Below are 25,522 nucleotides of genomic sequence, written 5' to 3' on the forward strand. Positions count from 1 at the left end.
GTCGTCCCGGCGCCCTCAGTAGCCTGCCGCCAGCCCCGAGGCCGCCCGGCTGTCGATTGCACCATTGTAGCGTGCGCCTCCGCCGGCCTCCGCCTCCGCGAGGCTTTCGCCGCCCACCAATATGCCGGCCGCCTGGCCCCATGTCGGCGATTTGGTGCTGACTTCGATTTTATACCCCATCCCGGTCAGCAGCCGCGCCGTATCGGGCGAGAGCGCATAGGGTTCGGCATAGACGGTATCGGGAAGCCATTGATGGTGGATGCGCGGCGCGTCGACCGCCTCCTGAATGTCCATGCCGTGGTCGATGATGTTCAGGATCGCTTCCAGCGTTATGGTGATGATGCGCGGCCCGCCGGGGCTGCCGATGACCATGAACGGCTTGCCGTCCTTGGCGACGATTGTCGGGCTCATCGAGGAGAGCGGCGTCTTCTTCGGCTCGATCGCATTGGCTTCGCCTTGCACCAGCCCGTAGAGATTGGGCTCGCCCGTCTTCGAGGTGAAATCGTCCATTTCGTTGTTGAGCAGGATACCGGTGCCTTCTGCGACGACACCGGCCCCATAGGAACCGTTCAGTGTGTAGGTCACCGCGACGGCGGTGCCTTCATCGTCGATGATGGAGTAGTGCGTGGTTTCGGTGCTTTCGCCGAGGCCCTTCGGCATCAATTCCTTCGATACGCCAGCACGGTAAGGATCGATCTTGGCGCGAATCCCGGCGGCATAGTCCTTGTCGAGCAGCTTCGACACTGGATTTTCGACGAAATCGGGATCGCCCAATGCGGAATTGCGATCGACATAGGCATGCCGCATCGCTTCGATCATCAGGTGTGCGGTCTCTGCGGATGCCGGCCCGAGATAGGAGAGCGGATAAGCCTCCAATATGTTGAGTATTTCGCAGATGATGATGCCGCCGGAACTTGGCGGCGGCGAAGACACGATCTGGTAGCCTCGGTAGGAGCATTCCACCGGCTTCATTTCACGCACGGTATAGCCTTCGAAATCCGCCTTCGCCAGCACGCCACCCTTGGCTTGGCTTGCCCTGACGATGGCGTCCGCCGCCGCGCCCTTGTAGAAGCCGTCGGCCCCCTTCTCTTCGATTGCCGTCAGCGAGGCCGCGAGGTCTTCTTGCACCAGCCGGTCGCCGGCCGCGAAAGGCTTGCCATCGGATTTGGTGAAAATGGCCTTGGCGGCCGGGTCCCTGCCGAGACGTTTGGCAGCGGCATTCAGCGACGACGCATCGTAATCGGTCAGTTCGAAGCCGTCGCGGGCGAGCCGCAGCGCCGGCTCGATCAGATCATTGCGCGAAAGTTTGCCATACTTCTCGCGCGCATACTCGAAACCGGCGACCGAACCGGGTATGCCGATGGCCAGATAGCCGTCGAGGCTTGCGCCTTTGACGATCTTCCCGTCCTTGTTGAGATACATGGTCTTGGTGGCGGCCAGCGGCGCGCGTTCGCGGAAATCGATAAAGGTGGATTTGCCGTCCGCGAACCGCACGGTCATGAACCCGCCGCCGCCGATATTGCCGGCCTGCGGATAGGCGACCGCAAGGGCGTAGCCGACCGCGACGGCTGCATCCACGGCGTTTCCGCCTTTCTTCAGGGCTTCGACGCCGATCTCGCTGGCGAGATGATGGGCGGTCACCACCATGCCATGCTCGGCCTTGACCGGTGCTGGCGACGCGGCGAAGGAGGGAGCCTGTACGACGGCTACGCCCAAGGTCAGCGCCAGCACGGCCGCGGCGCGCAGCTTCCAACGATGTTCCATGTTGCTCTCCCGCTGAAATACCCGGCTGCCGAAGCTCCGGATCGGCAAACTGCCTCCTGCCGATTGAGGATCGTAGAGCCCGCGGGACCAAATGCAACACGGCTTTGCTGGTCCAGCCTCTCTGAAACGCTGCGCGATGCGGCCACGATGCTCACAATGCTATAGGGTCAGCCGACCAAGAACGTTATAGTGCGGTGCATGATGCCCGCATGCAGCCGGGCGCGGGCAGTTTGCGTAAGGAGGCCGAGCGATGGACATGAAGCACAAGGCCGCCGCTGCCTTCGCCAACCAGCCGCAACCCTACAATCCGCCGGTGCCGTTTTCGCTCGATCCGGTGGAGGCCGTTCGTGTCAATCTCTCCGCCGCCGAGCGGCGCACATCGGCGCTTGCCGGCCGGCGCACGGTCAAGAAGCAGTGGCAGGCGGCCTGGCTGGTGCGGGCGCTGCAATGCATCGACCTGACGACCCTGAACGGCGACGATACCGCCGGGCGCGTGCGCCGGCTCTGCGCCAAGGCCCGCCAGCCTTTGAGGTCCGATCTTCAAGAAGCCCTCGGCCTCGGAGATCGAACCATCACCACCGGCGCGATCTGCGTCTACCATCGATTCGTCGCCACTGCGGTCGAGGCGCTGCAGGGTTCCGGCATCCCTGTTGCCGCGGTCTCCACCGGCTTTCCGGCGGGCCTGTCGCCGCTGGAGACCCGGTTGAAGGAGATCGAGGCATCCGTGGCCGATGGAGCCGAGGAGATCGACATCGTCATCACCCGCGAGCATGTGCTGACCGGCAACTGGCAGGCGCTCTACGACGAGGTCAGGGCCTGCAAGGAAGCCTGCGGGCCGGCGCATATGAAGACCATTCTCGCCACCGGCGATCTGCAGACGCTGCGCAATGTCGCCCGCGCCTCATGGGTGGCGATGATGGCTGGCTCGGATTTCATCAAGACCTCGACCGGCAAGGAGGGCACCAACGCGACGCTGCCGGTGACTTTGGTGATGATCCGCGCCATCCGCGATTATCGCGAAATGACCGGCCATGTCGTCGGCTACAAGCCGGCCGGCGGCATCTCCACCGCCAAGGACGCACTCGCCTATCTGGCGCTGATGAAAGAGGAACTCGGCAACGACTGGCTGCAGCCGAACCTGTTCCGCTTCGGCGCGTCGTCGCTGCTGGCCGACATCGAACGCCAGCTCGAACACTACGTCACCGGCCGCTACGCGGCCTTCAGCCACCATGCGATGGCCTAGAGCATGACCCCGCACCGAAGGTCCGCGCCAGTAAAGTGGAATCCGGTTTTCGGACAAGGCCATGCCCGAACAAATTAGCCGGGGAGAAAAAATGTCGATCGCGGAAATCCTGGACACGATGGAATACGGCCCGGCGCCGGAAAGCGACAAGGAAGCGCTCGCCTGGATCGCGGGCCTGGGTGACGAGACGAAGCTGTTCATCGGCGGCCAGTGGAAGAAGGCGAAGTCCGGAGAAAGCTTCGAAACGACATCGCCCGCCAGCGGCAAGGTTCTGACCCGGCTTGCGCAGGCGGGTACCGCCGATGTCGATGCGGCGGTGAAAGCAGCAAGCAAGGCGCAGCCCGGCTGGGCGGCGCTCTCCGGCCATCAGCGCGCCCGCTATCTCTACGCGCTTGCCCGCCTTATCCAGCGCCACAGCCGCCTGTTTGCCGTGGTGGAGTCGCTCGATAACGGCAAGCCGATCCGCGAGACGCGCGACATCGACATCCCGCTCGTCGCCCGGCATTTCTACCATCACGCCGGCTGGGCGCAGTTGATGGACAGCGAACTGGCCGAGCGCGAGCCGCTCGGCGTCTGCGGCCAGATCATCCCGTGGAATTTCCCGCTGCTGATGCTGTCATGGAAGATCGCCCCGGCCATTGCGCTCGGCAATACGGTGGTGCTGAAGCCGGCCGAATACACGTCGCTGACGGCGCTTCTGTTCGCCGAAATGTGCCAGAAGGCCGGCCTGCCGGAGGGCGTCGTCAACATCGTCACCGGCGATGGCGCGACGGGCGAGGCCATCGTCAATCATCCGGGCATCGCCAAGGTCGCCTTCACCGGCTCGACCGAGGTTGGCCGCCATATCCGCGAGGCGACGGCCGGTTCGGGCAAGAGCCTGACGCTGGAACTTGGGGGCAAGTCACCCTTCATCGTCTTTGAAGATGCGGATATGGATGCCGCCGTCGAGGGCGTCGTCGACGCCATCTGGTTCAACCAGGGTCAGGTCTGCTGCGCCGGTTCGCGCCTGCTGGTGCAGGAAAGCGTCGAGCAACGCTTCGTCGCCAAGCTCATCGCCCGCATGGAAACGCTTCGCGTCGGCGACCCGCTGGACAAGGCCATCGACATCGGCGCCATCGTCCATCCGGTGCAGTTGAAGCGCATTCGCGAACTGGTCGAAATCGGCGTCAAGGAAGGCGCAGAATTGCACCAGCCGAAGGCCGCCATGCCATCGAAAGGCTGCTTCTATCCGCCGACCCTGCTCACCGGCGTGCATCCGGCCTCCACAGTTTCGCGTGTGGAAATATTCGGGCCGGTGCTGGTCGCCACCACCTTCCGAACGCCGGCCGAAGCGGTGGAACTCGCCAACAACACCGAGTACGGCCTCGCCGCCTCGATATGGTCGGAAACGCTGTCGCTGGCGCTCGACATCGCGCCGAAGTTGAAATGCGGCGTCGTCTGGGTCAACGGCACCAACATGTTCGATGCCGGCGTCGGCTTCGGCGGCTACAAGGAATCCGGCTTCGGCCGCGAGGGCGGCCGTGAAGGCCTTGCCGCCTATTCGAAGCCGAAATGGCTGGCCAAAGCCAAGCCGATCGCTGAAAAGCCGGCTCCGCAAACCGGCGGCGACGCCGTTTCCACCGCTTTCATCGACCGCACCGCGAAACTCTACATCGGCGGCAAGCAGGCGCGGCCGGATGGCGGCTATTCGCGCCCGGTGCTGTCGCCGTCCGGCGCACTGGTCGGCGAGGTCGGCGAGGGCAACCGCAAGGACATCCGCAACGCGGTGGAAGCCGCGCGCAAAGCGACGGGCTGGGCGGCCGCGACCGAGCACAACCGTGCGCAGATACTCTATTACATCGCCGAGAATCTTGAAGCCCGCGCCGGTGAGTTCGCCGACCGCATCGCCGCCATGACCGGCAGGCGCAAGCCCGAGGCAGCGAAGGAGGTGGCCGCGTCCGTGTCGCGCCTGTTTTCCTACGGGGCCTGGGCCGACAAGTTCGAAGGCGCCGTCCACAAGCCGCCGTTGCGCGGCGTCGCCCTGGCCATGAACGAGCCGCTCGGCACGGTGGGCATCGTCTGTCCGGATGCGTGGGGCCTGCTCGGCTTCGTCTCCACCGTCGCCCCGGCGATTGCCATGGGCAATCGCGTCGTCGTGGTGCCATCGTCGTCGCAGGCGCTTGCCGCCACCGATTTCTATCAGGTGCTGGATACGTCCGACGTGCCGGCCGGCGTCGTCAACATCGTCACCGGCGACCGCGATGCGCTGGCGCTCGACATCGCCCGTCACGACGAGGTGGACGCGGTCTGGTACTTCGGCAATCAGGCCGCCGCGGCGGGTGTCGAAAAAGCCTCCGGCGGCAATCTCAAACAGGTCTGGACCGAAACGGTGCAGCGCGATTGGCTGTCTGCGCAAGGCGAGGGCAGGGAGTTCCTCGCCCGCGCCACGCAGGTCAAGAACATCTGGGTGCCTTACGGGGAGTGAGTTGGACGGATCGGCTGGAATCGGCTACGCGACACCGCGTCGAACCGAGGAACCTGCCTTGCCCGTCACCATCTATGGCATCCCCAACTGCGACACGATGAAGAAGGCGCGCGCCTGGCTGGAAGCACATCGCGTCGACTATGCCTTCCATGACTACCGCGCCTCCGGCCTGGAACCGGCGCGGCTGGATGCCTGGGTGGACAAGCTCGGCTGGGAGGTGCTTCTCAACAAGGCGAGCACCAGTTTCCGCGCCCTGCCCGATGCTGACAAGAAGGACCTGACCGCGAAGAAGGCCAAGGCGCTGATGCTGGCCAACCCGACCATGATCAAGCGCCCGGTGCTCGATCTCGGCGACAGCCTGCTGGTCGGCTTCAAGCCGGATCTCTATGCACGGGAAACCGCGGCCTGATCCTGTTGGAGCGAGCCTCGAAGGAGGCACCGAAGGAAACGGGTTACCCGCGCTCCCTCAGATACCCCGCCAGCGCCACCGCATTGTTGTGCTTCTCGTCACGCGCGCCGTACAGCAGCGTCACGCGGCCATGCTCCAGCAGGTCGGTCAGTTCGCCGAAGGCGTTGCCCTTGCCGGCCAGTTCCTTGCCATAGCGCTTGCGGAATTCGTCCCAGCGCTCAGGCTTGTGATCGAACCATTTCCGCAACTCTGTGCTGGGCGCTATGTCCTTCAGCCACAGCGTCAGCGCCGCCTCGTCCTTGCTGACGCCGCGCGGCCAGACCCGGTCCACCAGCACGCGCTGCCCGTCGGTCTTGGCGGCCGGCTCGTAGATGCGCTTTGTCGCGATGTCGAAGGCCATGGCATCCTGCCTCGAACCTGTGTCCTCAGACCCACTCGCCTTTCCGCATGAGCGGCACGGTGCGCCCGTCCTTGTGCAGGCCGTCAATGTCGATCCGGCCGGAGCCGATCATCCAGTCGATATGGATGAAGCTCTTGTTGCCGCCGCGCGCGGCGATCTCGTCCGGGCTCAGCGAAGCGCCGTTGACGAAGCATTTCGAGTAGCACTGGCCGAGCGCGATGTGGCAGGAGGCGTTTTCGTCGAACAGCGTGTTGTAGAAAAGAATGCCGCTTTTCGAGATGGGTGAGGAATGCGGCACCAGCGCCACCTCGCCGAGCCTGCGCGCGCCCTCGTCGGTATCCAGAACCTTCTTGAGAACGTCCTCGCCTTTCGATGCCTTCGCCTCGACGATCCTGCCTTCCTCGAACCGCACCGATATTTCGTCGATCAGCGTGCCCTGGTAGGACAGCGGCTTGGTGCTCGAAACATGGCCAGAAACCCGCCGCGCGTGCGGCGTGGTGAACACTTCCTCGGTGGGAATGTTCGGATTGCAGGTGATGCCGTTCTTGGCGGTGGAGGCGCCGCCCATCCACTCATGGCCATCCGCAAGGCCGACCGTCAGGTCGGTGCCCGGCCCGGTGAAATGCAGGGCGTCGAAATTGAGTTCATTCAGCCATGCGGTGCGCTTTGCGAGCGCGGCATTGTGCTCGCGCCAGTTGCCGACAGGATCGTCGCCGTCGATGCGGCTGGCGCTGAAGATCGCGTCGGCGAGCCTGGCGACCGCCACGTCGTCGCTCTCGCCTGGAAAGACCTGTTTGGCCCATGCCAGCCCCGGATAGGCGACAATCGTCCAATTGATGTCGAAGCCGGTGACCTTTTCCAGCGCCGGCCGGGAAGCCAGCGAGTCGGCCTTGTTGGCGCGCGCGACCTTGTCCGGATCCTGGCCAGAGAGCAGGGAAGGGTCATCCCCGCGCACGGCGATGCGCGCGGCATTGTCCGCATATGCCGAAGCGACGCCGCCGAGCAGCCATTCCGGCGCGCGGTCGAAACCGTCGAAGGTCGCGTCGCGGAAGCGGGACAGGACGATCTGCTCATCGCGGAATACCGGCGTCACCAGTCCGGCGCCCGCCTTGTAGGCATGTTCGGCGATCTTGCGCGCCAAGGGCAGGGCGTCGGTGCTAGCAGTCAAAACCACGTCCTGCCCGGGCTGCAACTGCACCCCGACCTTGACGGCCACTTCGGCAAGTCTGTCGAGTTTTACGGGATCGATGGATGCGGAAAAATCACGTTCGTGGGTCGTCATGATGCACCTTGCCGAAGAGAACTCAGAAGACTTTCTAAACCTGAGCGAGGATTTCAACATAGTCAAAACACGGCCTTTGAATAGACCCGAACGGGTGTGCTTTCCACCCCTGTTGGTGCGACAGTGCACACTCCGGAAGACAGACGGTTAATGGTCGCTATCCATTTCGCCACAGCCGACGGCAAGCGTGCTCGCCACATGCGTTCAGGCGTCTAAACTCACCGAAGCGTGTAGCGGGCATTTCATTTCCGCCGCATTTGTGACTTCATGCGCCGCAATGGGTTCTCGGAGGCGCCACGGCGCCGCGCAACAAGGATTTCAGCCCGAATGTTCGTTTCGTTCTTCCCCAAGCCGAAGCTGTTTTTCACCAGCGCGGCCCTGTGGAGCCTGTTCCTCATCCTGGCGTGGTTTTTCGGCGGCGCGGAACTGGGTTCGGCGCTTGGTCTGCCACCTGTCCAGCCCGGCACGCCGCCGATCATCGGCATCTCTGTCCTGTGGTCGAAGCCGTTCCTGTGGTTCTACATCTATTTCGCGTTCGGGGTGGCGCTGTTTGATGCCTTCTGGCGCTGGTATTCACCACATCCGTGGCAGAACTGGTCGATCATCGTCACCAGCGTGATTTTTTTCCTGATCTATTTCAACGTGCAGATCAGCGTCGCGGTCAACAACTGGTATGGACCGTTTATGGACTACGTTCAGGGGTTGATGGGAAGCACCGTCAACTCGACACCTGGGGAATTCTACACAGGCTTGTCCAGTTTCGCCTGGCTGGCCTTGATCGGCATGAATGTTTCGGTGGTCAATGCCTTCATTGTCAGCCACTGGATATTCCGCTGGCGGACGGCCATGAACGATTATTTCATGGTGCACTGGCAGCAACTTCGCCACATCGAGGGCGCCTCGCAGCGCATTCAGGAAGACACGATGCGGTTCTCCCAGATCATGGAGGATCTCGGAACGAGCTTCGTGGCGTCGGTCATGACGCTTATCGCTTTTCTTCCGGTTCTGGTCGAACTGGAAAAGCATATTACGGAGCTGCCGGTCATCGGCGCAATCCCGCATCCGCTTGTGGTTGCAGCGCTCGCCTGGTGCCTGTTCGGGACGATCGCGGTCATGGTCGCCGGTATCAAGCTTCCAGGCCTGCAGTTCCGGAACCAGCGCGTGGAGGCTGCCTATCGTAAGGAACTGGTCTATGGCGAGGACCATGCCGAGCGGGCGCAGCCGGCAACAACGTTCGAGTTGTTCAACAATGTGCGCCGGAATTATTTCCGGCTCTATGGGCACTACATCTATTTCAACGTCGTCCGATACACCTACCTGCAAGCCGACAATATCTTCTCGTTTCTGATTCTTGGCCCGTCATTGGTGGCGCACAAGATCACTTTCGGGCCGCTCAACCAGATATCGAACGCTTTCAGCCGAGTGACCACATCCTTCCAGTTCCTGATCAATTCGTGGTCGACCATCGTCGAGTTGCAATCGGTGCACAAGCGCCTGCGCGCCTTCGAGGCGACGCTTGAAGGCAAGCCGCTGCCTGAAATCGACCAGCACTATCTCGAACGCGAGCGCGCCGGCGTTCCGCCGGAAGACCAGCCGGTGAGCTGACAACGCCGGATAGACGTGGGCGGTTCTAGCCGCCCGCGTTCGGCGTGCCTGCGGTCTTCATCCGCGCAACATAGTCGTGGAAGCTGATGCACTCGACGTCGGCTTTCACGCACACCTCGCCGGCGAAGCGCTCAAGCGCGTTCCAGTAGGCGCCGCCATTCATCAGCGTGAAATGGAAGCCGAGTTCGAGCGGGATGCGCCCGCCCGCATATTGCCGGTCGAAAGCGGCCTTGAAGGACTGGTACGTCCGCTCCTCGAAATCGGCCGCCTGGCTCGGCCGCTCGAAACCGCCCGAATGCCGCACATAGAGATTGTAGTCCATCGCGATGACCTGCCGGCCTTTCGGGCCTTCCGGAATCTGCGGCAGAGTGAAGCGCGTCACGCCGCCAAGCGTGCGTGGCGCGACCGGACTGCTGGAAACGCCGCTGGCGTCATAGGCAAAGCCGGCGCGGGGCAAGGCCTGGTAAAGTGCCGCGCTGGTCGAAAGGTATGGCGCGCGGAAACCCGTCACCGCCTTGTCGGCGAAGGCGCGCCAATCCGCCGGCTCACCTTCGATGCCGTTGATCGCATAGGCGTTCTGCAGGACGTGCCTGAAGGACGCGAATTCGGCCAGCCAGTCCGCCTTCGTCCAGTCCTTGCCGTCGAAATGGCCGCAGGCATGGCTGCCGATTTCGTGGCCCTCCGAAGCCGCGAGGCGTATCTGCTCCAGCCGCTCAGTCACTTCATCTTTCGACGCGGCAAAGCCGATGTTGGACTTGCCCGCTGCCTTGTGGGGCCCGGAATAGGCGCCGCGCGTTTCCTTCGTCAGCAGGAACACGCAGGACAGGAAATAGGTGAAATGCGCCCCCGTCCGCGCTGCCAGCGCACGGCTGCGTTTCCATTGGGAAATGTCGCGGGCGCTGTCGAAGGAGATGATGACGGCCTGTTTCGGCCTGACCAGCTGCCGGGATCTCGGCGGGTCCGCCGATGCGCTGCCGGTGGCGAGCAAAGCGGCAGCGAAGAGAACGGAGGCCAGAGGACGCGACATGCAAAACCGGAGAGACACACTGCGGGGCGAGCGATGCGCCTAGCCGGCAAATGTGGCGCCGGTGCGGTCGATCTTTCCGCAAGTCACGCAAGCGTGGGCGGTGGATGCCGCCGATTTTCCCGGCCGCCCCCTTCCATGCCGACAAAATTCCGCTAAAACGCGGGCTCATCATTAAGGCCGGCTTGGGCGAGAACGGTTTCAGGAATGTCGGACGACAGTTTCATCCGCGAAGTCAACGAAGAGATTCGCAGCGACCGCGCGAAGGCGTTGTGGGACCGTTTCGGTCCAGCGGCGATCGTGCTCGCCGTGCTGGTCGTTCTCGGCACCGCCGCCTATGTCGGCTACACCTATTGGGACGAAAGCCGCGCCAATGCCTCCGGCGACGCGTTCTCGAACGCGCTGAGCCTTGCCAATGACGGCAAGCAGGACGAGGCGCTTGCCGCCCTCGACCAGCTCGAGAAGGACGGCTACGGCGCCTACCCGCTTCTGGCGCGTATGCGCGCCGCGACAGTCAAGGCTGACAAGGGCGACTTCGCCGGCGCCGTCAAGGATTTCGACGAGGTCGCCACCGACACGGACATACCGTCGGCATTGCGCGACATGGCCAGGCTGCGCGCCGGTCTGCTGCTGGTCGATCACGGCACCTTCGCCGACGTGTCGAGCCGGGTCGAGGCGCTCACCGCCGATGACAACAGGCTGCGGCACACAGCCCGCGAGGCGCTCGGTCTGTCGGCCTGGAAGGAAGGCAAGGCGCAGGACGCGCTGAAACTGTTCGACCAGATCGCCGCCGACGATGGCGCGCCACGCAATTCCCGGGAACGGGCGCAGCTCATGGCCGAGCTGATCCGAGGCTCGGGCAATGCGTCGTGACGTGGGATGACTTTCAAAGTCGCGATAATCGGCCGGCCTAACGTCGGAAAATCGACGCTTTTCAACCGTCTCGTCGGCCGCAAGCTGGCGCTCGTCGACGATACGCCGGGCGTCACCCGCGACCGCCGCGTTCACCCGGCCAAGCTCTATGACCTGCATTTCGACGTGATCGACACCGCCGGCTTCGAGGATGCGCCGACGTCCTCGCTGCCTGGCCGCATGCGCGCGCAGACGGAAATCGCCATCGGCGAGGCCGATCTCATCTTCTTCCTGATCGACGCCAAGGCCGGCCTTCTGCCCGACGACCGCACCTTCGCCGACGTCGTGCGCCGGTCCGGCAAGCCGGTGGTGCTGGTCGCCAACAAGGCGGAAGCACGCGGCGCCGAAGGCGGCATGCTGGAATCCTGGGAGCTTGGGCTGGGCGAGCCGGTTCCGGTTTCGGCCGAGCACGGGCAGGGGATGCCCGACCTTCGTGACGCGGTGATCGAAGCGCTGGGCGCCGCCCGCGCGTTCGGCGAAGACGATGACGACACGGATGACGTTGCCGAAAGCGACGTGCTGATCGGCGAGGACATCCCGCAATCGGATGCAGACGAGGTTCCGGCCTATGACGAGACCAAGCCGATGCGCATTGCTGTCATCGGCCGCCCGAATGCGGGAAAATCAACCCTGATCAATGCGCTGATCGGCGAAGAGCGCCTGCTGACCGGCCCGGAAGCCGGCATCACCCGCGATTCGATTTCGGTCGACTGGGACTGGCGGGGCCGCAGGATAAAGCTGTTCGACACCGCCGGAATGCGCCGCAAGGCCAGGGTGCAGGAAAAACTGGAGAAGCTTTCGGTGGCCGACGGGCTTCGCGCCATCCGGTTCGCCGAGGTCGTCGTCATCGTCTTCGACGCGACGATTCCCTTCGAGAAACAGGACCTGCAGCTCGTCGATCTCATCGTGCGCGAGGGCCGCGCGCCGGTCATCGCCTTCAACAAATGGGACCTGATCGACGAGCCCCAGCAAGTGCTGGCCGAACTGCGTGAAAAGGCCGAACGCCTGTTGCCGCAGGTGCGCGGCATCCAGGCGGTCACTGTCTCGGCCGAAACCGGTCGCGGTCTCGACAAGCTCATGGATGCCATCATCCGCACGCACAAAATATGGAACAGCCGGGTCTCGACCGGAAAGCTGAACCGGTGGCTGGAGGGCATATTGGCGCATCATCCGCCGCCCGCCGTCGCCGGCCGCCGCCTCAAGATCAAGTATCTCACCCAGGCCAAGACCCGCCCGCCGGGCTTCGTCGTCTCGTGCTCGCGGCCGGATGCCGTGCCGCAATCCTATGTGCGCTATCTCACCAACAGCCTGCGCGAAGCCTTCGACATGCCGGGCGTGCCGATCCGCATGGCGCTGCGCACCTCCGATAACCCCTTTGCCGGCCGGGCGAAGAAGAGATGAAACGGCGGCGGCGTCGCGGCATCTGATCGCGCCGGCTCACGCCACATCGCCGCGGTTGCTGTCGCGCCTTCACAATTAACTCTCCATCAAGGTTAATGCACCATTGTAACTCTCCAGTGGGGTTCAGTAGCGTTCTGGAGAGTTTCCGTGCATCGACGTCTTGTGAAGCGGCTTTTTGCAGCCGCCGCCGGTGAGAAAAAACGTTCTCTCCTCGCCCCTTGCGTCCTTGGTCTTGGCATCTGGATCGGCTTTCCGACCATGACCGGCTACCAGGACATGACGAGCCTGATATCCGGGCTCGAAAACTCCAACGCACGATGGAATGCCTTCGTGCAGAAGTCGGTCGCCGGCTCCGTCCATGCCGCCGAAATCCAGTTCACCGACGGCGATTCCGTCACCGGCTCGATCTCCGGTTCTGGCGTCAGTCTGCCCGGCGTCGGCACGGTCGCCTTTCGCGGCAAGACGGGCGCGATGGCGAAAACGCCGGACGAGGCGCGTGTGGTGCGGACCGAAAAAACCGATCGCATCCTTCAGGTCACGCCGGTCGCGCCGCCGAAGAACTTCAGCGCCGGATCGATATTCGAACGGACATCTTCCCTGTTGCGCCCAGCCATGGATGACAGCCTCAAAATGGCTTTCGCCAAATCTCCCATCAAGGGCAAGGAAATCCAGATCGCCGCCGCTTTCCATGCGCGCGAGGAGAAGAAGATCGGCGGCGGAATGCCCACCGCGCTGGCCGCCCTCATCACCAACGATCAGGCCGACGTGCTTGCCACCGCCTATGCGCCGGCCGAGCCAGATTACGCCAAGGCCTCTCCCTTCGAGACACTGCTGCAGGACGAGAAGCCTGATTCCGGCCGCTTCATTCCGCCGCTGGCCAAGGGCGATCATGCCTGGATGCAGACGGCGCTGCCAGCTGCCGTGTTCTCCAAGCCGGAGCAGACCTGCCTCGCCAACGCGATCTATTTCGAGGCCCGCGGCGAATCGCTCCGCGGCCAGGCCGCTGTCGCCCAGGTGGTGTTGAACCGTGTCCGCAATCCGGCCTATCCGGGTTCCGTCTGCGGCGTCGTCTACCAGAATTCACACTGGCGCAACGCCTGCCAGTTCTCCTTTGCCTGCGACGGCATCAAGGACCGCATCACCGAACCGTCGCGCTACAAGACCGCCAAGGACGTTGCTCTCGCGGTCAGCGCCGGCAAGATCTTCATCCCGGAAGTCGGGTCATCGACCCATTACTACGCAAACTACGTCAATCCGGGCTGGGCACGCTCCATGCACAAGATGGTCAAGATCGGCCTGCATATCTTCTACCGCACCTATGGCGGCGGCTGGAGCTGAACAGGCTTCGGCAGACATGGCTCGAGTCTCGCCGGCCGCGGGATTCTGCGCCGCATTGCCGCGCCGGTTGCCGGGCACGATGTCGCACTTGTCTAAGCCATTGATTTCCATGGCGTAAATACTTGGCTTTCGCTTGGCCCGCCCGGCTTGACGGGCGCAGGCCCTCTATCTATGTTGCGCCCGACTTGAAGGCGGACAAACGGCGACGTTTTGGCCGGGCAGGGAGGTTGCGATGGCCGCAGGCAAAAAGCCAGGCGGAACCGGAGAGACCGGCCCCTCGAACCAGCACGGAGCCGGCGTCCGCGACGACGACCTTGAACGCCGCCGGCGTGACCTTGAAGCATCGCTTGCGACAAGGCTGCCGAACCGGCTCGAGGGGGAAGACAAAGCCAGGACGAGCGGTGCCACGGGCTACGGCCAGGCATTCAAGCTGTCCAGCGAGTTCATTGCCGGAATAGCGGTTGGGATCGGCGTCGGCTGGTTTGTCGATCGCATGGCGGGAACTTCGCCCTGGGGGCTGATCGTCTTCCTGCTGTTGGGTTTCGGCGCCGGCATCCTGAACGTCATGCGTTCGGTGGGCGCCGTCGCCGAGTTCGGACAGGGCGGCAAGCGGCCTCCCGGTTCGGAAGAATGAATTGGGCGCCCCGGCGCCAGGGATTTTAGAAGGCCGCGAGCGGCTTTGATGGGGATTTAAAATTGGCTGCCGACAAAGTCGACCCGATCCACCAGTTCCATATCAATCCTATCGTGCCGATTCATATCGGCGGCTATGACCTGTCCTTCACCAACTCCTCCCTGTTCATGGTGGTGGTGGTCCTGGCGGCTTCGGCTTTCCTTTACCTGACGACCTCCAGCCGCGCGCTGATCCCCGGCCGCCTTCAGTCCGTTTCGGAGATGAGCTACGAATTCGTCGCCAATATGCTGCGCGACGCCGCCGGCTCGCACGGCATGAAGTTCTTCCCGCTGGTGTTCTCGCTGTTCATGTTCGTGTTGGTCGCCAACCTGCTCGGCCTGTTCCCTTACTTCTTCACCGTCACCAGCCACATCATCGTCACCTTCTGCCTGGCGATCCTGGTGATCGGCACCGTCATCGTCTACGGCTTCGCCAAGCACGGCCTTGGCTTCCTCAAGCTGTTCGTGCCGGCCGGCGTGCCGGTGGTGCTTCTGCCGTTGGTGGTGGCGATCGAGATCATCTCGTTCCTGTCGCGGCCGATCAGCCTTTCCGTCCGTCTCTTCGCCAACATGCTGGCCGGCCACATCACGCTGAAGGTCTTCTCGGGCTTCGTCGTCTCGCTGAGCGCGCTCGGCGCCGCCGGCGTTGCCGGCGCGGTCCTGCCGCTGGCCATGGCCGTGGCGCTGACCGGCCTCGAAGTCCTGGTCGCTTTCCTGCAAGCCTATGTGTTTGCGGTGTTGACCTGCATGTATTTGAACGACGCCCTGCATCCGGGGCACTGACCGAACACGAACGACGGCGGCAACGCCGGGAAATTCAAGCCTTTCCAGATTCACGAAGGAGTTTATGAAATGGAAGCTGAAGCAGCAAAGTACATCGGCGCCGGCATCGCCTGCCTCGGTATGGGTGGCGCGGGCATTGGCCTGGGCACCATTTTCGGCAACTACCTGGCGGGCGCGCTGCGCAACCCGTCGGCTGCTGACGGCCAGTTCGGCCGCCTGATCTTCGGCTTCGCCGTGACGGAAGCTCTGGGCATCTTCTCGCTGCTCATCGCGCTTCTGGCGCTGTTCGGCTGATTTCTACCCAATAGACAGGGCCGGCTGTTTTTGGCCGGCCTGAACCACGGGAACGACCCATGTTCGTGACACCTGCCTATGGGCAAGAGACCGCGCCCGCCGTCGAAGGCGGCCATGGCGGCACCGAAGGCGCCACGCAAACCGGCACCGAAGTGCCGCACGGCGGCGAGCACGCGGGCACCTTCCCGCCCTTCGACCCGGCGACGTTCCCGTCGCAGATCATTTGGCTGGCAATCACCTTCGGCCTCTTCTACCTGTTCCTGAAACGGGTGATCCTGCCGCGCCTGGCCGGCATCCTCGATGTGCGCTCCGGGCGCATCGCCCAGGATCTCGACCATGCCGCCAAGCTGAAAGGTGAGGCGGATGCGGCGGTCGCCGCCTACGAGCAGGAACTGGCCGAGGCCAAGACCCGCGCCAACGTCATTGGCCAGGAAGCGCGCGACGCCGCCAAGGCCGAGGCCGAAGCCGCTCGCAAGAAGGTGGAGGCCGGCCTCGACAAGAAGCTCGCCGCTGCCGAAGAACGCATCGCCACGATCAAGTCGGGCGCGATGAAGGATGTCGGCGCCATTGCCGAGAGCACCGCCGCGGCCATCATCGAGCAGCTTGTCGGCAAGGCCGACAAGAACGATGTCGCCGCCGCCGTGAAATCGGTGCGCTGAGGAGACGACGATGGACGCAACAGCTCTCGCCACAGTCTGGGCCACCGTCGCCCTGCTGATTTTCGTCGCCATCCTCCTCTACATCAAGGTGCCGGCGATGCTGTCGAAGTCGCTCGACGCCCGCTCGGACAAGATCCGCGCCGAACTGGAAGAGGCCCGTCGTCTGCGCGAGGAAGCGCAGGCGCTGCTGGCCGAGTACCAGAAGAAGCGCAAGGAAGCCGAGCAGGAAGCCGCCGACATCGTCACTGCCGCCCGGAACGAGGCCGCCATGCTGGCCGACGACGCGCACAAGAAGACCGAGGATTATGTCGCCCGCCGCACGGCGCTGGCCGAGCAGAAGATCGGTCAGGCCGAGCGCGAGGCCATCAACGAAGTGCGCGCCAGCGCTGTCGATCTGGCTGTGGAAGCGGCCCGCAAGGTTCTCGGCGACAAGGTGGACGCCAAGGCGGACACAAGCCTCTTCAAGGCATCGCTCGCCGAGGTCCAGGCCAAGCTGAATTGATCGAACGGTCCCGGCGGTATCGCTGACCGGTTCAGGAACAGGAGCCGCTGGAGAAATCCGGCGGCTTTTTTGTTGTGCCGGGCACCGGCCTTCATCCAACATCCCCGAACTTGATCCGGAGGAGGCCGGCAGGGAAGAACAGCGGTCAGTCGGTTTCCGGTAGAATGGGCAGCAGCCTCATTCCGCCCCGAGGAGTTCCGCTTCGCTCTCTTCGACCGCGATGCCACCAAGCCGGAACGGCGCGAAGGAAATGCGGTGCAGGCGCGCCACCGGTCCGTGGGTCTCGATGGCGGTGCGGTGGCGCACTGTGGCGTAGCCCATATGCAGTTCGAAGCCGTAATGCGCATGCGTGTGCCCGCAGCGCGACATCATGCGGTCGCGCATCACCTTGGCGACGATGGAGGCGGCGGCGATGGATTGCGATCGCTGGTCGCCACGGATGAGCGCGCGGCCGGCGCAGGGCAGGCCAGGCGGCACGTCGCGTCCGTCGGCCAGCGCCAGCCTGGGCCTGACCGGCAGGCTGCAAAGCGCCCGCCGCATGGCTTCCAGGCTGGCCTTGAGGATGTTCGATCCGTCGATACCTTCGGCCGAGACAGACGCCATCGCTACCCCGAGCGAGGTGGCGAGTATCCTTTCGAACAGCGCTTCACGCTGATCGAACGTCAGCCGCTTGGAATCGTCCAGCCCGTCCGGAATGCGCGCCGGATCGAGCACGACCGCCGCGGCCACGACCGGGCCGGCCAGCGGGCCGCGTCCTGCCTCGTCCATGCCGGCGACAGGCCAAAGGCCTTCAGCCATCGCCTTCGTTTCGAAGGAGAAGTCGGGTTTTTCCGTCATCTCGAAGAGAAGCGGAGAATCGGTGCGCGTGCGAGGCATGACAACCAGATTCGCATCGGCTCCGATTCTCCGCAAGACCCTCCCGTCCGTTGGGGCGGCGGATCGGGAGGCACCGTCAGCGGGCCGAGGGACAGGGCCGGACGGGATTCTTGAATGCCGGGCAGCCCGGCAGGTCTGCTACAGCAGCATCAATTGTTCGTTTTTCTTCGCCGCGGGCACGAACTGGTCGGTCCGCAACGTCCGGCGTTCGGTGTTGAGGCCGAGGCGCTTTGCGGCGATCTCGAACCGGCGGCCGATCTGCCAGGCATAGGGTCCGGCGCCCTTCATGCGCTTGCCCCACTCCGAATCGTAGTCCTTGCCGTCGCGCATCGAACGCACCAGCGACATCACATGCCGGTAGCGGTCGGGATAATGGCGCAGCAGCCAGTCCTTGAAGATCGGCGAGACCTCCAGCGGCAGGCGAAGGATGACATAGCCGGCCTCGCGGGCGCCTGCGGCGCGCGCCGAATCCAGGATGCGCTCCATCTCCGGATCGGTGAGGCCGGGAACGATCGGCGCCACCATCACCGAGGCCGGGATGCCGGCATCGGAAAGCTGGCGGATCGCCTCCAGCCGCTTCGTCGGCGTCGACGCGCGCGGTTCCATGGTGCGCGCCAGCATCCGGTCCAGCGTCGTCACCGAAAGCGCGACCTTTGCCAGGCCGCGTTCGGCCATGCGGGAAAGAATGTCGATGTCGCGCGTCACCAGCGCCGATTTCGTCACGATGCCGACCGGATGCCCGCGCGCTTCCAGCACTTCGAGGATTTCGCGCATGATGCGCCATTGCTTCTCCACCGGCTGGTAAGGGTCGGTGTTGGTGCCGATGGCGATGGTGCGCGGCTGGTAGCCGTCCTTCGACAGTTCCTTGTCGAGCAGGCGCGCCGCATCCGGCTTGGCGAACAGCTTGGCTTCGAAATCCAGTCCCGGCGACAAGCCCATGAACGAATGCGTCGGCCGCGCGAAGCAGTAGACGCAGCCATGTTCGCAGCCGCGATAGGGGTTGATGGAACGGTCGAACGATATATCGGGCGACTCGTTGCGGGTGATGATGGTGCGCGGCTTCTCCACCTGCACCTCGGTCTTGAACGGCGGCAGTTCCTCCAGGCTCTCCCAGCCGTCGTCGAAGACATGGCGGGTGATCGGCTCGAAGCGGCCCGAGGGGTTGATGCCGGCCGAGCGTCCGCGGTTGCGGTCGGGCCGCACGCGCATTCCGCTCTGTTCGATCATCGCATTGGCCATTTCGGCTCGTCCTGCTCCGAAGGCTGCAATGTCGGCGCGCGCGATATGTTCCATTTTCGCCCTTTCCCAGGGACTGTCGGGGGAGTTTCGAATCGCCGTTCTCATGAACATATTCCTATTTTCAGAATGAGAACAAAGCAAGAACTTTTTGCGGAAATTGCTGAAACTGGCATTGCTTGGCGCTTTCGGCTATTCGGCTAATCATGTTGAGTGTCCTGATCGAAACCCATGACAGCGAGGAGGGGCTGGCGCGCACGCTGGCCTCGCTCGTCGGCGGCGCCGTCGAAGGGGTGGTGCGCGATGTCATCGTCTGCGACATGGGGTCGACCGATCAGACGCATGGCGTCGCCGAGCATGCCGGCTGCCGCTTCGTGACGGAGGGAATCGCCGCCGGCATACGCCAGGCGAAGGGCGACTGGCTGCTGATCCTGGAGCCGGGCGCCAGGCTTTCCGAAGGCTGGATCGACGAGGTCGTTTCTCACGTGGCGCGCTTCACCATGCCGGCCCGGTTTTCCCGCGCGCCCGGCAGCCGTGGCCGCTTCTTGTCGCGCGCCTTTGCCCGCCAGCGCGCGCTGGCGCAGGGGCTTGTCATCACCAGGCGGCAGGCGGCGGCGCTTTCGCAGCACGCCGGCAGCGCCGAGGCTCTGGCGCGCGGTCTGGCGATGAGGACGCTGGGCGCAACGATCTGGCCTGCGGCCTGAAGGGCCTGATCCATCCCTGCCGGTGAATGGGAGGAAAGCGGCCTTCGCATGCCGCTGGAAACCCCAGGCCTCTTCGGTTAGCTTTGGAAAATCGAGGCGAGGCGGTGAACCTTCTTGACCCCATCGGCGACAGAGCAGACAGGAGCCGGGCGGCTCGGCCGGTCATGACGAACGCATCGTCGACCGACCGCGAACTCGTCGGCCGGGTCGCTTCGGGCGACCGGGCAGCCTTGCGGCTCCTGTTCATGCGCCACCACGCGCGGGTCTACCGCTTCGTGGCGCGCCAGACGGGGTCGGACATGGTCGCGGACGATATTGCAAATGAAGTTTTCCTCGAACTCTGGCGTCAGGCGCCGGCTTTCGAAGGCCGTTCCGAGGTTTCGACCTGGCTGCTCGGCATCGCCCGCTTCAAGGCGCTGTCCTCGCTGCGCAAGCGCAAGGAGGACTGGATCGACGACGAAGCCGCGGCCGCCGTGCCCGATGGCGCCGACACGCCGGAAGTCACCGCCATGAAGGAAGACAAGGGCGCTGCGCTGCGCCGCTTCGTCGATGCCCTGCCGCGGGAACACCGCGTTGTCGTCGATCTGGCCTATTACCACGGCAAGTCGGTGACCGAGATCGGCGAGGTGCTGGAAATCCCTGTCGCCACCGTCAAGACGCGGATGTTCTACGCCCGCAAGAAGCTTGGCGAGGCGTTGAAGGCCGCGGGCTACGACAGGGGATGGCCATGAGCTATGATGGCGACATGAGCGAAGCCGGAAAGATGTCGCGCCGCGATGAGATGGAGGCCCTTCTGCCGTTCTATCTGAACGGCACGCTGGACGGAGCCGAGCTTGCCGACCTCGAAGCGTGGCTAGCGACGGACCCGGCCGCGGCGGCTGCGCTGGAAGAGGCCGAGGCCGAATTCTCCGGCACGATCGCTTCGAACGAAGCGGTTCGTCCGCCGGCCGACGCCTTCGCCCGTTTTGCCAAACAGCTGGATGCGGAGACCGGCCGGGAACGCAAGGCATCTTCCTCCGCCCCTTCGGTGGTGACCCGGCTCTGGAACGGGTTCCGTGCGGTCCCCGCGAGTTTTGCCTGGGCGGCTGCCGCGGCATTGCTCGCCTTTGTCGTCGTGCAGCAGGTCGCGGCGCCGAACAGTGGTCCCGGCTTCGAGGTCGCCGGCGCGGAAAACGATCTGGCGAAGCTGCCCTTTGCCCTGGTCAAGTTCAAACCCGATGCCCGCATGGCCGATGTCGTCACGTTCATGGGCAACAATGGCCTGAAGATCGCCTCCGGCCCGACCGTCGACGGCATCTTCCGTATCGCCATCGCGACGACGACCGGCGCGGAATATGACCGCTTGTTTGCCCTTATCGCCGCGCAGCCATTCACCGAGACGGCGCTCGGAGGCAGGAAGCCGGTCGATGGTTGAGCGCGCCGCAAAGGCATCGCCGCAGGGCCGTGTACGGGGCCGGACCATGGTCCGTGTGGCGCAGCGTGTGCTTTCCATTGCTGCCGCTCTCGCGCTCGCCGTCTTCACCGTGCAGCCTGGCATGGCGCAGACGGCCGGACCCGCCCGGCAAAGTCTGCCAACTGGATGCTCCGATGACAGCAGGGATTGCCCGCCGCAAGCCGGTGCCGGCACGCCTTCGGGCGGCGCTGCGGTCACGCTCCCGGACCTGATCGTCGATCTGTTTCCCAATCCACCGAGCGCCGCAGGTGGTGCAACCCCCGGCGGACTGCCAATGCCGACGCCCGATCCGCGCCGTCCGGCTGACGCCGCCTTGCCACCGGCCGCCGACGTTGCAGCGGGTTCGCTGGCCGGCGGGTCCGGTCAGCCCCCTTCGGGGCCGATCATAGCGCCCACCGACCTGCCGCTCGCCGAACCGCCCCGCGCCATCGCCGGCGATTTCGTGCCCGACGAGGTGCTGGTGACGGTCTCAGGCGATCCCGACGTCGTGCAGCAGCTCGCTATCTCCTTTGGTCTGCAGGTCAGGTCGCAGCGCCAGTCGCGGCTGCTTGGCGCAACGCTGGTGCGCTATGGTATTCCGGATGGCCGCCCGGTAGCCGTCGTGCTGGCGCAACTGGCGGCGGATGGCCGCGCCGAACGGCGGGAGCCCAACCATGTCTACGCGCTGCAACAGGCGGCGATCGTCAACTATTCGTTCGAGCGCATCGCGCTCGATGCCGGCGCGGCGAATGGCGAGGACGTGCGCGTCGCGGTGATCGACACCGCTGCCGACGATACGCATCCCGCCTTGCAGGGCGTCATCGCCGAACAGTTCGATGCGCTGCCCGATACGCCCGTGCAGAGCCGCGATCACGGCACGTCGATCGACGGACTGCTTGCCGGCACCGGGCCATTCCAGGGCGTGGCGCCAGGCGCTGCCCTCTATCACGCCCGCGCCTTCGAGGACGGAAAGTCATCGGCCGAGGCTATCCTCGCCTCGCTGGACTGGGCGGCGGAGAAGGATGTCCGCATCGTCAATATGAGCTTTGTCGGGCCGAAGAATGAATTGCTCGGCACCGCCTGCCGCAGCGCCCGCGCGCTCGGCATGGTGCTGGTCGCCGCCGCCGGCAACAATGGGCCGAAAGCGCCCTACGGTTACCCTGCAGCCTTTGAGGGCGTTGTCGCCGTTACCGCGACGGACGCGAAGGACGGACTGATGGCGCAGGCCAACCGCGGGCCCTATGTCTACATTTCCGCGCCCGGCGTCGACATGGCCGCGCCCATCGGCGGCGGCTCGGATCTCGTCACCGGGACCTCCTTCGCCGCAGCCATCGTCAGCGGCGCCATTGCCAATCTTTTCCACGCCAAGCCCGATCTGTCCGCCGACCAGGCAGAAAAAGCCCTGGCCGATACGGCCACCGATCTCGGCACTGCCGGCCGCGACAATGATTTCGGTTTCGGCCTGCTGAACCTCAAGGCGGCTGCGGCGCGGGAGTAGGGCCGCCTTCCTTGACCCTCCCCCTTTTGTGGGGAGGGGCGGCGAGCGTGCTTTGCGAAGCAAAGTGCGGGAGACGGGGTGGGGGTGCGCAACCGCTGTTATAGTACCTCCCCCCTGGAAATCTCCGCTACGCTTCGATTCCTCGTCGACCCCCCTCACAAGGGGAAAGGGTAGGTGGCGCTAACCTACGGCGCCCCCGCGATCGAACCGCGCACGACCAGATCCACCGGCCACACCTCGCCGCGCGCGCCATCCTCGAGATTGGCGAGGCGCGCGGCAAGCCGCTCCGCCACGCGCGCCCCCGCCGCCCGGATCGACGAGCGGGTCGTCGTCAGCGGTACGGAAAAATTCTCCGGCTTCAGCCAGGGAAAAACGTCGTCATGGGCGATCAGTGAAAGCCGCCCGGGTATGCTGACGCCGAGCTCGCGCGCCGCCCGCACAACGCCCAACGACATGATGAGACTGGAACACAGGATCGCCGTCGGCGGCGCGCTGCTTTCCAGCAGACGGCGTGCGGCGCGATAGCCGTTCTCTTCGGTCATTGCGGCGCTGCTGACGGTGTCGTCGGCCAGCACCAGCCCCTTTTCCGCGAGCGCGGCGCGCACACCGCGTTCGCGGTGGATGGCGAAGGTCTCGCGTATATCGCCGTTGATCAGCGCGATGCGGCGGTGGCCGAGCTGCATGAGCAGGCGGGCCGCCTCGCGAAATGCCCCCTCATTGTCGATGTCGAGAAAGGAATAGTCGAAATCGAAGCCTTCCGTGCGGCCGTGGACGAGAAAGGGAATACCGAGCGTGTTGAGCAGCGCAACCCGCCTGTCGCGCGGCTGCGGCGACGAGATATAGACCGCATCGACCTGCCGGTTGGCGACGATGCGGCGATAGGTGGTTTCCTGGTCGTCTGCGTCGGCGGGCGACAGGACGAGGTCCAGTTCGTGCGCGCGCGCATAGTCGCCGAGGCCGGAAAGGAACTCGACGAAATGCGGGTCGATATCCACCGAAGCGCCCGTCGGCAGCACGTATCCGATCATGCCCGTCTTGCCGGTGGCGAGCTGTCTGGCGCTGGGATTGGGACGATAGCCGTGCCGCTTGGCGGCATCGACCACGCGCCGACGCGTTTCCTCGCTGACTTCCGGATAGCCGTTCAGGGCGCGGCTTACCGTCGTCTGCGACAGCTCCAGCATCCGTGAGAACTGCTTGAGGTTCAAAGCGTCCTCCTGCGCCAAAGCGCTTTAAAAATTCCGGCTGACTCTTCCCGGTTGCTTACGCCTCCTCAAAAGACATAGAGCGGCACGCGACCCGTTAAAAGCTGTTTTATCTGCTGCATTGCCATAAAATTATGCTGCGCCGCAGAAGGGTTGCCCCTCGGAAAAAAACTAAATCGATTAGTTGGCGCGCCGCTTGACTCTGTGGAAATTTGGTGGCTTCCTGAAAATCAGCCAAAGCGCTTTGGAAGTCTCCATCGGAGGTTGCAGTTCCTCCTTTGCTGGGGCACAGTCCGGGCAGCATCGGCTGCGGAATGGAGGTTCCGTTCGATCTGTCCATGGGCCGGTCTGTCTTTTGGGAGGATTACGATGAAGAAGATGCTCTTGCTGGGTGTGGCGTTTTCGGCGCTCGCCCTTACCGTTCCCGCACATGCCGAACTGAAGTTCAAGCCGGGCGAAGACAGTAAATTCCACTGGGATAATTACGAGGCGCTCAAGAAGGTCGATCTCAAGGGTGAAACCCTGACGATTTTCGGACCGTGGCGCGGCGAGGACGAGGCGCTTGTGCGCTCGGTGCTGGCATATTTCACCGAGGCCACCGGCGCGGACATCAAATATTCCTCCTCGGAAAACTACGAGCAGCAGATCGTCATCGACACGCAGGCAGGCAGCCCGCCCAACATCGCCGTGCTTCCGCAGCCGGGCCTCATCCAGGATCTCGCATCCAAGGGCCTGTTGACGCCGCTGGGCGACGATGTCGCCAGCTTCGTCAAGGACAATTATGGCGCCGGCCAGTCCTGGGTCGATCTCGGCACCTTCAACGACAAGGACGGCAAGAAGCAGTTCTTCGCATTCCCCTACAAGGCCGACCTGAAGTCGCTGGTCTGGTACGTACCGGACAATTTCGAGGAAGCCGGCTACGAGGTTCCCAAGACCTGGGAAGAGATGATGGCGCTGTCCGACAAGATTGTCGCCGACGGCGGCACCCCCTGGTGCATCGGGCTCGGTTCCGGCGGCGCAACCGGCTGGCCGGCGACCGACTGGATCGAGGACATCATGCTGCGCACGCAGCCGCCGGAAACCTACGACAAGTGGACCAAGAACGAGATTCCGTTCAACGATCCGGCTGTCGTCAACGCGCTGAAAATCTTCTCCGACATCGCCACCAACGACAAATATGTCGATGGCGGCAAGGCGGCGGTCGCGGCGACCGACTTCCGCGACAGTCCCAAGGGCCTCTTCGGCATTCCGCCGAAGTGCTACATGCACCGTCAGGCGTCCTTCATCTCGTCCTTCTTCCCCGAAGGCACGAAACTTGGCGTCGATGCCGACTTCTTCTACCTGCCGCCCATGGCCTCAAAGCCGGACCTCGGCAAGCCGGTGCTGGGCGCTGGCACCTTCGCCATGATTACCAAGGACTCCAAGGCTTCGCGCGAATTCATCAAGTTCCTCGAAATGCCCTTGGCGCATGAAATCTGGATGGCCCAGTCCGGCCTGCTGACGCCTTTGAAGACCGTCAACCAGGACGCCTACGCCAACGACGCGCTGAAGAAACAGGGCGAAATCCTGACCACGGCAACGACCTTCCGCTTCGACGGTTCGGACCTGATGCCGGGCAAGATCGGCGCCGGTGCATTCTGGACCGGCATGGTCGATCTCGTCGGCGGCAAGTCGCCGGAAGATGTCGGCGCCCAGATCCAGAAAAGCTGGGACGCGATCAAGTAGAGGCAGTCGGCAATAGCCAGTCGGCAGTCGGAAAAACAGGTGGCGATAGGCAATAAAGGTCCGTCCTCGACGGCCAGCTGATTCCGATTGCCTGTTG

Annotated in this window: 24 protein-coding genes; 17 read left to right on the forward strand and 7 right to left on the reverse strand. The window is 64.1% G+C overall.

Annotation, left to right across the window (positions count from 1 at the left end; translation table 11 throughout):
* Nucleotides 1–15: 15 nt before the first annotated feature.
* Nucleotides 16–1,764 carry a gamma-glutamyltransferase gene (ggt, locus tag J2X35_RS00295; protein WP_310180187.1) on the reverse strand — a complete coding sequence of 583 codons (1,749 nt, stop codon included), beginning with the start codon at nucleotides 1,762–1,764 and terminating at the stop codon, nucleotides 16–18.
* Between the two features lie 250 nt (nucleotides 1,765–2,014).
* Between ggt and deoC the strand changes: the two genes are divergently transcribed.
* From deoC to J2X35_RS00310, 3 genes are all read left to right on the forward strand, one after another.
* Entirely contained in the window at nucleotides 2,015–3,007 is a 993-nt protein-coding gene (gene deoC / locus J2X35_RS00300; protein WP_056107128.1) for a deoxyribose-phosphate aldolase, read from the forward strand.
* 91 nt (nucleotides 3,008–3,098) lie between these two features.
* On the forward strand, nucleotides 3,099–5,471 hold the full coding sequence (locus tag J2X35_RS00305; protein WP_310180191.1) for an aldehyde dehydrogenase family protein: 2,373 nt from the start codon (nucleotides 3,099–3,101) through the stop codon (nucleotides 5,469–5,471).
* Between the two features lie 58 nt (nucleotides 5,472–5,529).
* Entirely contained in the window at nucleotides 5,530–5,880 is a 351-nt protein-coding gene (locus J2X35_RS00310) for an ArsC family reductase (RefSeq protein ID WP_310180194.1), read from the forward strand.
* Nucleotides 5,881–5,923: 43 nt separating this feature from the next.
* On the opposite strand, the gene J2X35_RS00315 is transcribed toward J2X35_RS00310, so the two are convergent.
* Complete coding sequence (locus J2X35_RS00315) at nucleotides 5,924–6,280, reverse strand: DUF488 domain-containing protein (protein ID WP_310180198.1); 357 nt, start codon at nucleotides 6,278–6,280, stop codon at nucleotides 5,924–5,926.
* A 25-nt stretch (nucleotides 6,281–6,305) separates the two neighbouring features.
* Nucleotides 6,306–7,562, reverse strand: a complete 1,257-nt coding sequence (locus J2X35_RS00320; RefSeq protein ID WP_310180201.1) for an aminopeptidase — start codon at nucleotides 7,560–7,562, stop codon at nucleotides 6,306–6,308.
* A gap of 327 nt (nucleotides 7,563–7,889) precedes the next feature.
* Between J2X35_RS00320 and sbmA the strand changes: the two genes are divergently transcribed.
* On the forward strand, nucleotides 7,890–9,167 hold the full coding sequence (gene sbmA / locus J2X35_RS00325; protein ID WP_056107143.1) for a peptide antibiotic transporter SbmA: 1,278 nt from the start codon (nucleotides 7,890–7,892) through the stop codon (nucleotides 9,165–9,167).
* 25 nt (nucleotides 9,168–9,192) lie between these two features.
* On the opposite strand, the gene J2X35_RS00330 is transcribed toward sbmA, so the two are convergent.
* The gene (locus J2X35_RS00330; protein ID WP_310180205.1) at nucleotides 9,193–10,194 is read right to left on the reverse strand and encodes a polysaccharide deacetylase; all 1,002 of its coding nucleotides are present in this window, start codon (nucleotides 10,192–10,194) and stop codon (nucleotides 9,193–9,195) included.
* 204 nt (nucleotides 10,195–10,398) lie between these two features.
* Here J2X35_RS00330 and J2X35_RS00335 point away from each other — a divergent pair, with 204 nt between their 5' ends.
* The 8 genes from J2X35_RS00335 to J2X35_RS00370 all read left to right on the forward strand — a co-directional run bounded on the left by J2X35_RS00335 (nucleotide 10,399) and on the right by J2X35_RS00370 (nucleotide 16,752).
* The gene (locus tag J2X35_RS00335) at nucleotides 10,399–11,064 is read left to right on the forward strand and encodes a tetratricopeptide repeat protein (protein ID WP_056107149.1); all 666 of its coding nucleotides are present in this window, start codon (nucleotides 10,399–10,401) and stop codon (nucleotides 11,062–11,064) included.
* A gap of 6 nt (nucleotides 11,065–11,070) precedes the next feature.
* On the forward strand, nucleotides 11,071–12,504 hold the full coding sequence (gene der, locus J2X35_RS00340; protein ID WP_056107152.1) for a ribosome biogenesis GTPase Der: 1,434 nt from the start codon (nucleotides 11,071–11,073) through the stop codon (nucleotides 12,502–12,504).
* A 147-nt stretch (nucleotides 12,505–12,651) separates the two neighbouring features.
* Complete coding sequence (locus tag J2X35_RS00345; protein ID WP_056107155.1) at nucleotides 12,652–13,842, forward strand: cell wall hydrolase; 1,191 nt, start codon at nucleotides 12,652–12,654, stop codon at nucleotides 13,840–13,842.
* Between the two features lie 232 nt (nucleotides 13,843–14,074).
* Nucleotides 14,075–14,476 (forward strand): AtpZ/AtpI family protein, encoded by a 402-nt coding sequence (locus J2X35_RS00350; RefSeq protein ID WP_056107160.1) that lies wholly within the window; start codon nucleotides 14,075–14,077, stop codon nucleotides 14,474–14,476.
* Nucleotides 14,477–14,538: 62 nt separating this feature from the next.
* The gene (locus tag J2X35_RS00355; RefSeq protein WP_310180211.1) at nucleotides 14,539–15,297 is read left to right on the forward strand and encodes a F0F1 ATP synthase subunit A; all 759 of its coding nucleotides are present in this window, start codon (nucleotides 14,539–14,541) and stop codon (nucleotides 15,295–15,297) included.
* Nucleotides 15,298–15,366: 69 nt separating this feature from the next.
* A complete protein-coding gene (locus J2X35_RS00360) occupies nucleotides 15,367–15,591 on the forward strand; it encodes a F0F1 ATP synthase subunit C (RefSeq protein WP_056107167.1) in 225 nt (74 codons plus the stop codon).
* A gap of 59 nt (nucleotides 15,592–15,650) precedes the next feature.
* On the forward strand, nucleotides 15,651–16,250 hold the full coding sequence (locus tag J2X35_RS00365; protein WP_056107168.1) for a F0F1 ATP synthase subunit B: 600 nt from the start codon (nucleotides 15,651–15,653) through the stop codon (nucleotides 16,248–16,250).
* A gap of 10 nt (nucleotides 16,251–16,260) precedes the next feature.
* The gene (locus J2X35_RS00370; RefSeq protein WP_056107169.1) at nucleotides 16,261–16,752 is read left to right on the forward strand and encodes a F0F1 ATP synthase subunit B; all 492 of its coding nucleotides are present in this window, start codon (nucleotides 16,261–16,263) and stop codon (nucleotides 16,750–16,752) included.
* A 177-nt stretch (nucleotides 16,753–16,929) separates the two neighbouring features.
* Here the strand turns inward: J2X35_RS00370 and J2X35_RS00375 are convergent, their stop codons facing one another.
* Both J2X35_RS00375 and J2X35_RS00380 read right to left on the reverse strand, forming a co-directional pair.
* A complete protein-coding gene (locus tag J2X35_RS00375) occupies nucleotides 16,930–17,628 on the reverse strand; it encodes a ribonuclease HII (protein ID WP_310180215.1) in 699 nt (232 codons plus the stop codon).
* A gap of 138 nt (nucleotides 17,629–17,766) precedes the next feature.
* A complete protein-coding gene (locus J2X35_RS00380; protein ID WP_056107173.1) occupies nucleotides 17,767–18,921 on the reverse strand; it encodes a PA0069 family radical SAM protein in 1,155 nt (384 codons plus the stop codon).
* Nucleotides 18,922–19,070: 149 nt separating this feature from the next.
* Between J2X35_RS00380 and J2X35_RS00385 the strand changes: the two genes are divergently transcribed.
* The 4 genes from J2X35_RS00385 to J2X35_RS00400 all read left to right on the forward strand — a co-directional run bounded on the left by J2X35_RS00385 (nucleotide 19,071) and on the right by J2X35_RS00400 (nucleotide 22,498).
* The gene (locus tag J2X35_RS00385; protein ID WP_310180217.1) at nucleotides 19,071–19,568 is read left to right on the forward strand and encodes a glycosyltransferase; all 498 of its coding nucleotides are present in this window, start codon (nucleotides 19,071–19,073) and stop codon (nucleotides 19,566–19,568) included.
* 164 nt (nucleotides 19,569–19,732) lie between these two features.
* A complete protein-coding gene (locus J2X35_RS00390; RefSeq protein ID WP_056107178.1) occupies nucleotides 19,733–20,299 on the forward strand; it encodes a sigma-70 family RNA polymerase sigma factor in 567 nt (188 codons plus the stop codon).
* A complete protein-coding gene (locus J2X35_RS00395; protein ID WP_310180219.1) occupies nucleotides 20,296–20,982 on the forward strand; it encodes an anti-sigma factor in 687 nt (228 codons plus the stop codon). The genes J2X35_RS00390 and J2X35_RS00395 overlap by 4 nt, the downstream gene beginning before the upstream one ends.
* Entirely contained in the window at nucleotides 20,975–22,498 is a 1,524-nt protein-coding gene (locus tag J2X35_RS00400) for a S8 family serine peptidase (protein ID WP_310180222.1), read from the forward strand. The genes J2X35_RS00395 and J2X35_RS00400 overlap by 8 nt, the downstream gene beginning before the upstream one ends.
* Before the next feature lie 185 nt (nucleotides 22,499–22,683).
* Here J2X35_RS00400 and J2X35_RS00405 read toward each other — a convergent pair whose 3' ends face one another.
* A complete protein-coding gene (locus J2X35_RS00405; protein ID WP_310180225.1) occupies nucleotides 22,684–23,703 on the reverse strand; it encodes a substrate-binding domain-containing protein in 1,020 nt (339 codons plus the stop codon).
* A gap of 366 nt (nucleotides 23,704–24,069) precedes the next feature.
* Between J2X35_RS00405 and J2X35_RS00410 the strand changes: the two genes are divergently transcribed.
* A complete protein-coding gene (locus J2X35_RS00410; RefSeq protein ID WP_310180227.1) occupies nucleotides 24,070–25,425 on the forward strand; it encodes an ABC transporter substrate-binding protein in 1,356 nt (451 codons plus the stop codon).
* The last annotated feature ends 97 nt before the right edge of the window (nucleotides 25,426–25,522 follow it).

The sequence above is a fragment of the Mesorhizobium sp. BE184 genome, from assembly GCF_031457045.1.
Classification (GTDB): Bacteria; Pseudomonadota; Alphaproteobacteria; order Rhizobiales; family Rhizobiaceae; genus Mesorhizobium.